Here is a 14,512-nt window from a genome sequence, read left to right as displayed (position 1 = left end):
ATTCTTTGTAAAAAGCTTTTAGCTTTCGGTTTGGATCCGGGTGGATGTTTGAATCAATTAGGGAAAACTGATAGCTCAAGTTTGTTAGCTGACAGCTACAATGATTTCCCTGCCTTAAATCCTAATTTCGCCAATTCCCAGAAAGAGGCATGTCGCTTCACAGCTCCCTTCAGCATATCTTTAGACTTCGGGGTTGGTTCATTCTTGATAGTAAAGAACTGACGGCCAAAGTCGCAGATCAAATTCGGTACTTTTTGCTGCATGGTTTCGGTGTGTAGAAGATGCACGGCATCCTGGAATCCGTTGATGTCCTTCATAACATAACTCTCATCCATTTTAGTGCGATACGCTTTCAAGGTCGCTGAACTGAAATCTTCCTTTTTCTTGGCTTCCACAATGGTTTCTGCAGCCAGAATTCCGGATCGCATCGCATAATCCATACCCTGAATGGCTTTTCCGGCATTCATCAGCAAGTTGGCAGATTCGCCGGCTAATAAAATACCATCTTTATATAATTCTCTCGGCATGGCTCGCTTATCACCGGAGGAAACCACGTGGGCGGAATATTCCACTACTTCTCCATCTTTGATAATATCAGCAATGGCCGGATGAGTTTTGAAGTGATTGAGTACATCGTGCGGGCTCTTCTTTTTCTCCCGCATATCTTTGATACCAAGAACTAATCCCAGGGAGATTGTATCGCGGTTAGTATAGAGAAACCCACCACCTTCTACGCCGTCAGTGGCCCAGCCTACAAATTCGTTGCTCATTCCGCTGAGTCCGTTAAGCTGAAATTTTTGCTCAAGCACATCCTGATCAAAACGAATAATTTCCTTAATACCCGTTAACATGTGATCAGCCGGGACGTATTTATCCTGAAGGCCAACCTGGCGGGTAAGTAAATTATTGACTCCTTCTGCAATGATCACAGAATCAGCGTGGAATTCATCTTCGCCGGTTCTGATTCCAACAGCCTTGTCATTTTCCATCAGCACTTCATCCACTTTGATGTTGGTGGCTATGAAGGAATCCATTGCGTAATCGGAGGCATCGATGGCTTCCTGAACTTTACCGGACAGCCAGTTATCAAATTTAGAACGCAAAACCACGACTCCTGTGTAAGGGGGCTCATTGAAATGCGAGGATTTAAAATCCAGGGTAAAAGCAGATTGTTCGTCCATGAGGGTGAGTCGGCGATGGTTAATAAATCGCTCCCAACCGGCATCTTCCTCTTCCCAGTAATTTGGAACGAGTTTGGCGAGGTCACTTCCCCATAAAACACCGCCGGATACATTTTTGGATCCGGCAAATTCACCCCGCTCAATGAGAAGGAATTTCATGTTATTTTTAGCGAGCGTCATTGCGGCTGCTAAACCGGCAACACCACCGCCAATTACGATACAATCAAACTTTTCGTCCATAAGGGAAATTTTGAATGTTGAATTTTAAATGCTGAATGATTCAAAATTCAACATTTAGCATTTAAAATTAGCTTTTAATTTTTTTCAATTCTTCAATGAAAGGAGGGAGAACTTGGTACAAGTCTCCAACGATCCCATAGTCGGCAATTTCGAAGATCGGAGCGTCTGGGTCTTTGTTGATAGCTACGATTACTTTGGAATTTGCCATTCCCGCCACGTGTTGAATCGCTCCTGAAATTCCTACTGCAATATACAATTGTGGAGAAACGACCTTTCCGGTTTGCCCAATCTGTAAACTTGGATCGTACACTCCGGCTTCCGTTAATGCACGCGAAGCACCGATTCCTGCATTCAACACTTCAGCCAATTCGGAGATCAATTTCTTGCCATCTTCATCTTTCACTCCACGTCCGGCAGCCACAATAGATTCAGCTTCGTTCAGGTCAATGGTATCACCTGAAGCGGAGATGATTTCTTTGAGGGTGGCTTTGAGTTCACCATCATCCATGCTGAAATCTACGTTTATCACTTCAGCCGAGACTTCATTCTCAACAAGATCATAAGATCCGGAACGAACCGAAACAATAACCGTATCGCTTTTGGCCTCGGTGTTTGAGATGATTTTAGCAGCCATTACCGGGCGTTTAGCCTTCACGCCTCCATCAATCAATTCAAAAGAAGAGACATCGGGGAGAACGGCGGCACCCTGATTAGCTGCAAGAGCTCCTAAAATATCTTTGGTGCCTTCTGTAGATGCAAAAGCGAAAACGGATGGCTTAGCAGTTTCCATAACCTTTGCCAGGGCTTTCAAAAGGGGGGTATTCATATGATTTTTGAAGATCGGATCCTCAACAGCATAAACTTTGGTAGCGCCGTATTTCTGAATGCCTTCAACGAAAGAAGAAGCGTTTGCATCTACCACAACGGCTTCAACCGAATGTCCACCCTGGTCAGCAAGTTGCTTGCAATGGGAAAGTACCTCTAATGATGATCGTTTTATTTTGCCATCTGCAATGGCGATGTGTGTTAATAGAGTGCTCATGATTGTGTGTTTTCGAACTAAATTTCTTGTTGGAAAAGTTGACAGCTGATGGCTGAAGCCTAAATAACGTTTGCTTCGGTATCAAGCAGTTGGGCTACTTCGCGGGCGATCTCTTCCGCTTCACCTTTAAACTTCTTGCCGGGCTCACGGCCGGGTTTTTCTTCATATCCAAGCACGGTTGTTTTTGGTACAAGTTTGTCTTCACTTAAACCTAAAGAAGAAAGCTCCACTTGCTCCATTGGTTTTCGCTTGGAGGCCATAATTCCTTTCAGGTTAGGGATACGTGGTTCATTCATATCATTGGAACATGTTACCGCACAAGGGGTTGGTAATTCGATCATTTCCTGTCCTGTATCACCCTGACGCTTAACGATGAGTTTGCCGTCCTCGGCTTCAAGTCCTACCGCGTTGGTTGCGTATGGAAGGTTCAATAACTCAGCGACCATACTTCCGGTCAAACCCGCGTCGGTATCCTGAGACTGCTTTCCAAGTGAAAGCACATCGTATTCCTTATCCTCAAAAAACTTGGCGAGAATATGAGCATACGAACCAGAATCGTAATTTTTATCCCCGGTAGTCACTATATGAGTGGCTTTATCTGCGCCCATGGCCAATGCCTTTCGGATAGTTTCGGAAGCTTTGCCCGAGCCAATACAAACGACTTCCACTTCGCCGCCATGTTTTTCTTTAAGAACCAAGGCTTCTTCAACTGCGGAAGCATCGTAAGCGTTAAGGATTTGGCGGTCGGAGTCTTGTATCAATTGACCGTCTTTGATTTGGAGAGGTGCATTTACATCGGGCACCATTTTTATACAAACGTAAAATTTCATTCGGGGTGAATTTTTGTCTTCAAAATTTCAGTTATGGAACCGCTTTTTTGGGCGGCTAATATACAAAAGCTTCAGCAAAATATTAGGGTGTAAAATGACTTTTACGAGTTGAAAATATAGATCTTTGGTTATTACTCGCAAAGTTCTAACAACGGCGTAACAAATAAGATTCACGAAGCCTGAATTTGCCCGTGAATTTTGAGAACTGTGCAGCTGTGGCAACCTTCAAATATTACAGTTTGTAAATTGAGGAAGATCAAAAAATAATTTTGTAACAAATGGGGCAGTAAAATCTCTTTACCGAAAATTTAGTTTTGGCTTTTATATGTGTCTAATCATCAGTTTCAAATATTTGATTGTTGAGCTAATTAGGCATTAAATCTAAAAAAAGAGGTTCGGCATAGATGTTTAGGGTAAAACGAATTCTAAGAGGTAGTCCCATTGCAATTACCTTTTCTTATGTATTCCTTGGGGCATTATGGGTGCTATACTCTGATAAGCTGCTGCTTTATTGGTTTGATGGAGCTGAAGTAATCACTCAGGTACAGTCATTTAAAGGATGGTTTTTTGTTTTAGCGACCGGAACTGTACTCTATCTGTTATTGAGGAAAAATAATTCGGTTTTGGAGTTGGCATTTGAAAACTTGAGGGAAAGTAATGAAAGATTCATTGATACCTTTGAATCTGCGCCATTGGGAATCGCCTATCACCGGCCAAATGAAAATTGGATACAAGTGAATGATACTCTGTCTAAGATGCTGGGTTATGGAAAAGAGGAATTCAGAGATCTGAATTTCGAAGATTTTATACATTTTGATGATCTGGAGGAGGGCAGAAAAATGGATAATGAATTGGTTGAAGGCAAAAGAAACTTCTTTAAAATGGAAAAGAGGTATAAGAATAAAAGTGGGGATTATTTCTATGGCCTTGTTCATAAATCCATGATCATGAAAAACGGGGAAGATCCATATATAGTGGTCATGCTTGAAGATATTTCAGAACAAAAAGAGATCCGGAAAAAACTAATCCATTCTATTAAAGAAAAGGAAGTACTGCTTGCTGAGGTTCATCACAGAGTTAGGAATAATTTAGCCCTTATTTCTGCTTTATTTCAGCTTCAGTCCATGACTACGACTGATGAGAGAATACAAGAGGTTCTCCAAGACAGTTTGATGAGGATCAAATGTTTGTCTCTTGTTCATGAAACGTATGCCAACGCAAATGAGATCGCGCACATAAATTTCGGGAAATATATTGAAGAACTTGTTCAATTTGTGGATAAGACATTTAATAAGAATCGGAATATTACTCTGAAGGCAGACATTGATGTAATGCAGTTGAATATAAACCAGGCGATCCCTGCCGGTTTACTTTGTAATGAGCTGTTAACTTTATCCTATTCCAAATTATCTGAGCAGCAAAACAAGCAAGCCATAGAATTTAAACTCAAGGAAAAAGGTAACCGGGTACATCTTCTAATTACTGATATTGGAGAAAAATCTCCCCTTGAGCAAGATGAAAGTGAAGCAGAAAATCTACGCGCATTGATCATAGAAACATTGATCTCTCAACTTCAGGGAGCTATTGACCATTCAAGTAATGACCGGGAAAATATGTTCAGCCTCGCATTTGAGAAAAGAGATTACAAAGGTCCAAGCAGTACTTTTGCAAGTAATGATGGTTTTCAGATCACAAATAACTGATCGTAGATTAATGCTGAATCAATAGCTTAATTTTGAAGATTCTCATATTCAGAAAGGTGTCCCTGATCGGTTTGCCGGAGGAGTTCGTAGGCTTCAAGACGCAGATCGGTCTCGGCTTCGTCAAAAACTGCAGAGATCTCCCTGGCTTTGGCATCAAAAAAGATATCGAATAGATAGTTACTGGTGGCCCGGCGTTTATTCTGCTGAATCTTTTCAAGAGCGCCAAGAATGTTTTGACGGGCATCAGATGGGGAATCAATAAATTTATCTAAGCCCAAACGGTGATATTCATAATACGCTTCACGCAGAGGATGGTAGCTTGAGGTCATCATTTCGCTAACCAAAATGTTTCTATTTCTTCGATTGTTGTTGGCCCGTGCCCAACCTATGGCTTGTGAACTTTGCGCAAGGTTTAGAATATTTTGGGCTTTACTGAAGTAAGGATCGCCTCCGAGCTTTGAAAAAGTGTCAAAATCATAACCCAGCATCATATACACATAGAAATCGATGAACCCGGTTAAAGCATCAAATTGCAGTTCATCATGAATTAAAGACTTGCCTTCCGGGAATGAAAACTCCCAGGTTTTATCATTTAAAAGAACAGTAGTGGTTTTGGTGTTTGTATTATAGATGGGGCGCTGTATCTGAAAAACAGCTTCTGCAGCGTAAGAAAAGTCCGACGAAGCACTGTTAAATACGATTTGTATCTGGCAATTGATGCGTTCATGCTCCTGGTAATCGAATTCGGTCCATTGATATTCGTTGATATAATCTTCCAAAACCGGTTTAAAATTATCAAGATAATCGTAGATAGTACCTTCCAATTGATCAGTATTAATGGTAACGGTACAGTCGAATTCCTGAGCTAAGGTTCGTGTGGATAATAAACCGATAAATAAACCTGTAACCAGGAATACATTAAATACTTTGTGAATGATGTTCAGATATCTCATATTCTAAGAAATGTTTCGGGGTAATGATACGAATACAAAGTTTTCCATATAAAATTTCTTTGATACTAATTTTCTATGGGTTTGCCTTGCCTTCTCAAGCCCAGTTCAAAATGGGGGCAAGAGGTCTTGCAACAGGTAACGCTACAACGGCTATTCCAAATTATAGTTGGGCATTGTTCTCAAACCCGGCCCTCATAAACAACGAAGAAATCAGCATAGGATTTTATGGGCTTCGAAATTATGGATTTTCTGAGCTGACCGATATGTCGGCACTGGGGAGCATTCCTACTAAGTACGGTACCGCAGCATTGGGATTTCATCGGTACGGGGACCATCTGTTTAATGAAACGAGGGTGAGGTTAGGGTATAAGAACAAATGGAAACAGCTTTATTTTGGGGTGGTTGCCAATTATAATAATATATCCTTTGGGGCAAATTATGGTTCGGGTAATGCCCTGGGAATTGATATAGGTTTAGCCGCAGAGATTACCCCGAATTTATGGTTTGGAGCTTCATCAGTAAATATAAATCGCCCGGAATATGAGGGAATTGATGAAGATCTCCCCAGGGAATTATCCATAGGATTGGCGTATAAGCTCAATAAAATTGCTCTTTTTAGTTTTGATGTGGTGAAAGATGTTCGGTACCCGGTATCTTACAGGGGAGGTATGGATGTCAAGGTGATTCAAAATTTACGGGGAAGAGTTGGAATAACCACGCACCCGTTAACATACTCATTTGGATTTGGGTATGGGATGAAGCGATGGGAAGTGAATGTGGCGGTTCAAAAACACGAACTCTTAGGGTTCAGTCCCGGACTTGATTTCATGATCTTCATTCCATGAAGTTTTATCCGATTCACATATTGGTTCTTTTTTTATGTGGGGTGATGGCACCTGTCTTCGTTTATGCTCAGGATACAACCGCCACCACTGTTGAAGAACAGCTCGAGAAAGCTTTTGAAGAACTTGATGGTGAAGAATCGGGCTTGACGGGAGAACAGCTTACCCAGTTTTTGGAAGACCTGGCGGCAAATCCGGTCAACATCAACAGCGCTATGCTGGACGATTTGTTACAAGTCCCGGGAATTAATTTGAAAGTAGCCCGGGCAATCCTTGATTATAGGGTTCAAAAACCTTTTGAGATTAAGTCTGAGCTACTGGACGTACAGGGAATTGGGGAGGCCACCTATCAAAGGATGGCGTCTTATATAACTATTGGCAGTACAAAGGCCCGGTTTCGTGATCTATACATGCGTCCGGAATACTGGCTGTCCGGCCAAAAAGTGGATGTATTCAGCCGTTATCAACAAGATCTAAAAACCAAATCTGGTTATGTGATCCCGGATTCTCTGGGTGGGTATCTCGGGAACCTGGGGAAATATTATCATCGATTTAGAGTAACTACGAATCATGTATCTCTGAATCTGACGCAAGAAAAAGATCCCGGTGAAACCATAAATGGTATTTCAGGCTTCGATTATAGCTCAGCACATCTTGCTCTTACCGACAACGGAAAGTTAAATGAATTGGTGGTAGGGGATTACAGCCTCAGCTTTGGACAAGGATTGGTGCTGTGGACCGGCGGTTCCTTTGGTAAGGGGCGAGAAGTTACAGGAGCGGTCAGCAAAAATGAGCGTGGTATAAAACCATACAGCTCTGCCCAGGAAACAAATTTCTTTCGGGGAGTGGCTGCCTCATATGGTGAAAAGATCGAAGTAACCGGATTCTATTCATCTCGCCCAAGAACGGCTTCAGTAATTTCAGGAGACTCCACCCGGTTCCCGACTTCCAGTGGTCTTCATAGAACAGAAAACGAACTTTTCAGAAAAAACAATATTGAACAAACGGTGATGGGAGGCCGACTTCGTGTGGATACCGGAATTGGGCTATTCGGAATTAGCGGGTATCAGAATGAATTCAGCAGTTACATTGCTAAAGGTACATCTTTAAGCAACAAATATGATTTCGAGGGGAAAACAAATTCCGTTTTCGGGATGGACTATCGTGGGTTGATCGGAAATGCTTTTTTGTTTGGCGAGTTGGCGAGAAGCAAAAATGGAGGGCTTGGAGGTGTAGCCGGAATGGAAACTCCAATTTTGAATAATACAGATCTGACTTTATCCTATAGAAATTATGGCCGCAATTTTCAGTCTTTTCTTGCCAGTGGGTTTGGAGAACGTTCCTCGGCTCCACAAAACGAAGAAGGATTTTATGTGGGAGTGCGGCATCAGTTGTTCAGGGAGATCACGCTAAGCGGATATTTTGATCAGTATAGATTTGCTTCTCCACGGTTTGGTGCAACACAAGGCACCGGTGGCTTCGATATGCTGGGTTTGATCGAGTTTATGTTGTCTTCAAAAGTAAATTTTTATGTATTGCTTCGAAATGAAGTTCAGGAAGAAGAGTATGTTTTGAAAAATGAATTGGGGCAAGAAGTACTCCGCATAGCAGAGGAAAAAAGAAATAGTTTGCGGTTCAATTTTGAATTCAGGGTAAGTCCTTCAGTGAGGCTGCGCACCCGCACTGAATTTGTGCGTAATAAAGAGGCTGGAAAAGGGTGGGAAGACGGATATTTGATATATCAGGATATCCGGGTAGAGCCGGTAAAAGGTCTTAGAGTAGATGGAAGGATCTCTCTTTTTGACACCGATAGTTTTGATACCAGGGTCTACCAGTTTGAAAGTGATTTATTGTATGTTTTGTCTAATACTGTTTTATATGATAGAGGGCAGAGAGCCTATGTGGCGCTAAAATATGATGCAGCAAATTTTTTGGATATCTGGTTAAAATATGGAATTACCGTTTTCGAGGACCGACAAGCAGTTGGTAGTGGTTTGGAGGAAGTTCAGGGAAATATCCGTAATTCAATAGGGGTACAAGCGAGACTGCAATTTTAAGAAGATAATGTTTCTTATCTCGATGCAAGCCTGTTATATTATCCCGAATAAAATTTTTGGTGTATGACTTTTGAAGGATGGGTGGTCTTATCCGTTATATTACTCTGTTTGATCGCGCTGATAGGGACTTCCGTTTCCGTTGACATAATTCTTTTTGCCGGATTGGCTGTTCTTTTCATCAGCGGAATTATTCCCGCTGATGAAGCACTTTCCGGATTTTCTAATGAAGGTATGCTTACCGTTGCTGCATTATATATCGTTGCTGCAGGTTTAAAGGAAACCGGTGCCATTCAGTTTATAGTGCAGCGGGTAATGGGGAATGTAAAGACGGTAAAAAATGCACAGCTCAGAATTATGAGTCCTGTTATGGTGATGAGTGCATTTTTGAATAATACGCCGATCGTGGCTTCCTTTATTCCGGCCCTGGAAAGATGGAGTCGTATATCACAGATCCCGGTGTCCAAAATCTTGATCCCACTTAGTTACGCAGCTATTTTGGGAGGTACCTGTACGCTTATCGGTACCAGTACAAACCTGATCATAAATGGATTGATGATTCAGGAAGCTTCTGTGCGAAGTATCGGAATACTGGAGCCGGCTCTGATCGGCATTCCCTGTGCCATCGCCGGTTTTATCTATTTGTTGATCTTTGGCGACCGTCTTTTGCCCGAACGCGGATCCAGTATGGATACCTTCAAAGATCCACGGGAGTATACCATTGAAATGATCGTGGAAGAGGGAAGTGCTCTGTCAGGAAAAACTATTGAAGATGCCGGTTTACGAAACCTTCCGGGATTGTTCCTTATTGAAATTCAAAGGAATGGAAGAACGATTCCGGCTGTAGGGCCTTATGAGAAACTCAGAAGCAAAGATCGGCTCATTTTTACCGGAATTGTCGATTCAATCATAGATCTGCAGCAAATGACAGGGTTGGAGCCGGCTACCAATCAGGTTTTTAAATTAGATGCTCCAAGAAATGAACGGAAAATGATAGAAGCCGTTGTTTCACGTTCTAATCCCCTATTGGGAAATACCATCAAAGGCGGCGAGTTTCGGAATCGTTATGATGCAGTTGTATTGGCAGTTTCTCGTAGTGGAGAGCGTATCAATGATAAAGTTGGGGATATCACCCTTAGAAGTGGAGATGTTCTACTGTTGGAGGCGCACCCAAACTTTGTCAACAGATACCGCAACTCCAACGATTTCTTTTTGGTGAGTTCTATTGAAGATTCATCCCCCGTGACCTACGAAAAAGCATGGATTGCTGGCTTGTCGTTAACAGCGATGGTTGTGTTGGCTGCTACAGGTGTTATGAGTATGCTTCAAGCAGCTATTCTTGCCGGAGGTCTGTTGCTCATTACAAAATGTTTTCGTTACTCGACAGCCCTGGAAAGCGTGGATTGGCGAGTACTGATTGCGATTGCATCTGCCTTGGGGCTTGGAAGTGCCCTTGAATATACAGGAGTTGCAGAGCACCTGGCTACTAATTTATTGGCGTTTGCAGGAGACGATCCCATTTTTGCACTTTTTCTTACCTATTTAGCAACGTGGCTGTTAACAGAAATGATCACCAACAATGCAGCGGCTGTGCTTATATTCCCAATTGCATTTTCACTGGCCCAGTCTATGGGAGTGGATTTCATGCCGTTTGCAATGGTTATGATCATTGCTGCCTCTTCAAGCTTTTCAACGCCTATTGGCTATCAAACCAATTTGATGGTTTATGGTCCGGGAGGATACAAGTTTACCGATTTTGCAAAAATAGGGCTGCCTCTTAATTTGATAGTCGCAATAATCGCGGTATCTTTAATCCCTCAAATTTGGACTTTTTAAAATAAACCGGAGCATGCTGAATCAAGTCATCAAGACAGCAAAAGAAGCGGGGCAAAAAATTTTAGAATTTTATGATACAGAGATAGAAGTCATCACAAAAGATGATGATTCCCCTCTTACCAAAGCAGATCTCGCCGCTCATCATATTATCGTTGATGCCCTCAAAGAAATAGATCCTGAAACCCCTGTAATTTCTGAGGAATCCGGCATTCCTGACTACCAGGAAAGAAAAGACTGGAATAAATTTTGGCTCGTAGATCCATTGGATGGAACCAAAGAATTCATAAAGAAAAACGGAGAATTCACGGTCAATATCGCGCTCATAGAAAATGAGAAACCTGTTTTAGGAGTCGTTTATGTTCCTGCATTTGACGTGATGTATTATGGTGAAGAATCTATTGGTTCTTATAAAAAAGAGGGTGAAAGATCTGCTCAAAAACTAAACAGTCCAGAGTTCAAGGCACCCGGAAGTGCCAAAATCGTAGTTAGCCGATCTCATGGGGATGACACTACCGCCAAGAAATTAAAAACGCTGAATATAGAGGTTAGCGAAGAAGTGCCATCAGGAAGCTCCATTAAATTCTGTTTGGTAGCTGAAGGCAAAGCTGATCTTTATCCGAGGCTTGGCCCTACCATGGAATGGGATACTGCCGCTGCAGATGCTGTGTACCGTTTTTCAACAAACAATGGAGTGAAATTCTCCCCGTTGAAATACAACAAAAAAACCATGAAAAATCCGTATTTTTTGTTGGGTATAAACGAATATATAGACGTCGAAAACCTGTAACAACAGGCCATTAAAATTTTACAACCACCTATTGAATAAAATGAGTGAAAAAAAGACACAATCTCACTTAAAAGAATTAGAAAACGAAGGAATTTACGTAATGAGGGAAGTGGCCGCGCAGTTCGATCGGCCGGTCCTTCTTTTTTCAGGAGGAAAGGATTCCATCGTTATGTTTCATTTAGCCTTAAAAGCTTTTTATCCCGGTAAAATTCCATTTCCTTTGATGCATATCGATACCGGCCATAATTTTCCGGAAACCATTGAGTTTCGGGATCATTTAGTAGAGAAATATGGGGTGGAATTGATCGTAGGCAGTGTTCAGGAATCTATTGATAAAGGCCGGGTTGAAGAAGAAACCGGTCCCGATGCCAGCCGAAATGCACTCCAGACAACAACGTTACTTGATACACTCAAGGAATACCAGGTTGATGCGGCACTAGGTGGTGGAAGGCGAGATGAAGAAAAAGCCCGAGCCAAGGAACGGTTCTTTTCTCACAGAGATGTGTTCGGACAGTGGGATCCCAAAAATCAACGCCCTGAACTTTGGAATCTTTACAACGGTAGAAAAAAACCGGGTGAAAACTTCCGGGTCTTTCCGATCAGTAACTGGACTGAGATGGATGTATGGCAGTACATAGCTCAGGAAGAAATTGAGATCCCAAGTTTATATTTCGCTCACGAACGTAAAGTATTTAATCGCCGAGGGGTATGGTTGGCAGATACTGAATTTGTCAATCGTATGGAAGACGAAGAATTGGAAACCAAGACGGTACGCTTCCGAACCATTGGGGACGCTACCTGTACGGGTGCGGTGCTTTCCGAAGCCTCAAATATGGAAGAGATCATACAAGAAGTGGCTTCTGCTCGGCAAACAGAGCGTGGCAACAGGCATGATGATAAACGCAGTGAAACCGCCATGGAAGACAGAAAACGTCAAGGGTACTTTTAGAAAGCCAAAGCCAAAGCCAAAGGCAAATACAGAACATCGAATAACGAACTTTTTTACTTCTCGAAATAATGAGTGATACGAACGGACAAACAAAAAATCCTAACAACGACAATAAATATCTGGATATGGATCTGCTCCGGTTTACGACAGCCGGAAGTGTAGATGACGGCAAGAGTACACTGATCGGCCGGCTTTTTTATGATTCAAAATCAATTTTTGAAGATCAGATGGAGGCCATTGAAAAATCCAGTAAAAGCAGTGGAGAAGAGGAAGTTAACCTGGCTTTGCTTACTGATGGATTGAAAGCCGAGCGAGAGCAGAAAATAACTATTGATGTAGCCTACCGCTATTTTGCGACCCCGAAAAGAAAATTCATTATTGCGGATACACCCGGACACACACAATATACCCGGAATATGGTTACCGGTGCTTCAACGGCTGATCTTGCGGTAATTTTAGTTGATGCATCAAAGGGTTTGCTTACACAGTCCCGGCGCCATGCTTTTATTTCTTCGTTGTTGCAAATACCTCACCTTGTTGTAGCCATTAATAAAATGGATTTGGTGGATTATGATGAGAAAGTATTCAATGAAATTGTTTCTGAATTCAGGGAGTTTGCCAAGAAACTTAATGTTACCGATGTAACCTATATTCCCATCAGTGCTCTGAAGGGAGATAATGTAGTAACGAAGAGCGAGAATATGCCTTGGTATCAAGGTTCGGCCATGCTTCACCATTTGGAAAACGTGAAAGTTGATGCCGATGATAACATTGTTGATTTCCGTTTCCCTGTGCAATATGTGATCAGGCCCAATCAGAATTTCCGTGGTTTTTCAGGACGTGTGGCTTCAGGACATATTCGTCCGGGAGATGAGGTTACGATACTTCCATCAGGTCTGCATTCTAAGGTGAAAGAAATTGTAACCAGAGAGGGCAATCTTGATATAGCCTACCCCGGGGACTCGGTGACCATCACCATTGAAGATGAAATTGATATTTCCAGGGGTGATATGATTGTTCGGAAGAATAATGTACCGACCGTAAGAAATGATTTTGAGGCCTATTTGTGCTGGATGAACGAGAAACCAATGGAGCTCAACAAACAATACATCCTTCAGCATACCACCAAAACCACGCAGGTTTTTGCAGAAGACCTGTTATATAGAATGAATGTAGATACCCTGAACAGCGAAGAAGGGATCAGTGAATTAGGCTTGAATGAAATTGGCCGTGTACGCTTCAAAACAAGTCAACCTTTGTTTTTTGATGCTTACCAGATCAACAAGAAGACAGGCAGTTTTATAATCATAGATCCGGCTACCAACGTTACTGTTGGGGCAGGAATGATGAGAGCAGGATCAACGGTTTCCGAAGAATCCAAGAGCAGAATGGCTCGTAAAAAATCCCCTAATGTAGTATGGGAGCCCTGGAATATTCAGCGTAAAGAGCGTGAAAAACGTAATGGGCATTCTTCTGAGATCTTCTGGCTTACAGGCATCTCTGGAGCAGGCAAAAGTACGATTGCAAAAGAACTTGAACGCCGACTTTTTGATGAAGGAAAACAAACAGTACTCCTCGATGGCGATCAGGTTCGCCATGGATTAAATGGAGATCTTGGGTTTAGCCCAACCGACCGTGCCGAAAATATTCGAAGGGTAGGTGAGGTGGCGCGCCTATTCTATGAACATGGAAATATTGTGATATGCACTTTTGTGTCTCCTTACAATAAAGACAGGGAAGGGGTAAAAGAACTATTTCCTGAGGGTGCTTTTAAAGAAGTACACATTACTTGTTCTCCTGAAACTGCTCAGAAGAGAGATCCGAAAGGGTTATATGCCAAAGCAAAAGAAGGCAAGATCACCGGTCTGACGGGCTATGATGCTGATCATGAAGCCCCGGAAGATCCGGTATTAACTATCAATACTGATGAGCTTTCAGTGGATGAAGCTGTAAATAGAATCTTAGAACTTTTGTAAAAATAGATCTCTGAGATTACACCACAGATTGTTTTTCTGAATTTCTGATCAAAAAAAAGCCGCTCAGTTAAACTGATCGGCTTTTTTTAGAGTTTAAATTCTATTCTATCTAATATTGA

The 14,512-nt window shown here is 42.1% G+C and carries 11 protein-coding genes; 7 read left to right on the top strand and 4 right to left on the bottom strand.

All coding sequences use genetic code 11. The features are described from left to right. Positions 1–95: 95 nt before the first annotated feature. From B151_RS0105225 to B151_RS0105215, 3 genes are all read right to left on the bottom strand, one after another. Complete coding sequence (locus B151_RS0105225) at positions 96–1,421, bottom strand: FAD-dependent oxidoreductase (RefSeq protein WP_020402557.1); 1,326 nt, start codon at positions 1,419–1,421, stop codon at positions 96–98. A 67-nt stretch (positions 1,422–1,488) separates the two neighbouring features. Further along, positions 1,489–2,463 carry an electron transfer flavoprotein subunit alpha/FixB family protein gene (locus B151_RS20385; RefSeq protein WP_020402556.1) on the bottom strand — a complete coding sequence of 325 codons (975 nt, stop codon included), beginning with the start codon at positions 2,461–2,463 and terminating at the stop codon, positions 1,489–1,491. 59 nt (positions 2,464–2,522) lie between these two features. Continuing rightward, complete coding sequence (locus tag B151_RS0105215; RefSeq protein ID WP_026166498.1) at positions 2,523–3,293, bottom strand: electron transfer flavoprotein subunit beta/FixA family protein; 771 nt, start codon at positions 3,291–3,293, stop codon at positions 2,523–2,525. A 404-nt stretch (positions 3,294–3,697) separates the two neighbouring features. Between B151_RS0105215 and B151_RS0105210 the strand changes: the two genes are divergently transcribed. Then, complete coding sequence (locus B151_RS0105210) at positions 3,698–4,996, top strand: sensor histidine kinase (protein WP_020402554.1); 1,299 nt, start codon at positions 3,698–3,700, stop codon at positions 4,994–4,996. Positions 4,997–5,022: 26 nt separating this feature from the next. Here B151_RS0105210 and porD read toward each other — a convergent pair whose 3' ends face one another. Beyond that, positions 5,023–5,949, bottom strand: a complete 927-nt coding sequence (gene porD, locus B151_RS0105205) for a type IX secretion system protein PorD (RefSeq protein WP_020402553.1) — start codon at positions 5,947–5,949, stop codon at positions 5,023–5,025. A gap of 23 nt (positions 5,950–5,972) precedes the next feature. On the opposite strand from porD, the gene B151_RS0105200 reads away from it, so the two are divergent. The 6 genes from B151_RS0105200 (at position 5,973) to cysN (ending at position 14,393) form a co-directional block, all read left to right on the top strand. After that, positions 5,973–6,794 carry a hypothetical protein gene (locus B151_RS0105200; RefSeq protein ID WP_020402552.1) on the top strand — a complete coding sequence of 274 codons (822 nt, stop codon included), beginning with the start codon at positions 5,973–5,975 and terminating at the stop codon, positions 6,792–6,794. A 44-nt stretch (positions 6,795–6,838) separates the two neighbouring features. Next, a complete protein-coding gene (locus B151_RS0105195; protein WP_169332189.1) occupies positions 6,839–8,848 on the top strand; it encodes a ComEA family DNA-binding protein in 2,010 nt (669 codons plus the stop codon). Positions 8,849–8,911: 63 nt separating this feature from the next. Then, positions 8,912–10,681 carry an SLC13 family permease gene (locus B151_RS0105190; RefSeq protein ID WP_020402550.1) on the top strand — a complete coding sequence of 590 codons (1,770 nt, stop codon included), beginning with the start codon at positions 8,912–8,914 and terminating at the stop codon, positions 10,679–10,681. A gap of 13 nt (positions 10,682–10,694) precedes the next feature. Beyond that, complete coding sequence (cysQ, locus tag B151_RS0105185) at positions 10,695–11,468, top strand: 3'(2'),5'-bisphosphate nucleotidase CysQ (RefSeq protein ID WP_020402549.1); 774 nt, start codon at positions 10,695–10,697, stop codon at positions 11,466–11,468. 40 nt (positions 11,469–11,508) lie between these two features. Beyond that, positions 11,509–12,417, top strand: coding sequence for a sulfate adenylyltransferase subunit CysD (gene cysD / locus B151_RS0105180; protein WP_020402548.1), 909 nt, complete (start codon positions 11,509–11,511; stop codon positions 12,415–12,417). 68 nt (positions 12,418–12,485) lie between these two features. Beyond that, positions 12,486–14,393: a sulfate adenylyltransferase subunit CysN gene (gene cysN / locus B151_RS0105175; protein WP_020402547.1), complete on the top strand. Its 1,908-nt coding sequence runs from the start codon at positions 12,486–12,488 to the stop codon at positions 14,391–14,393. Positions 14,394–14,512: the final 119 nt, after the last annotated feature.

It is taken from the genome of Gracilimonas tropica DSM 19535 (assembly GCF_000375425.1).
In the GTDB taxonomy this organism is placed as follows: domain Bacteria; phylum Bacteroidota; class Rhodothermia; order Balneolales; family Balneolaceae; genus Gracilimonas; species Gracilimonas tropica.
This window is presented reverse-complemented; position numbering and strand designations above follow the sequence as displayed.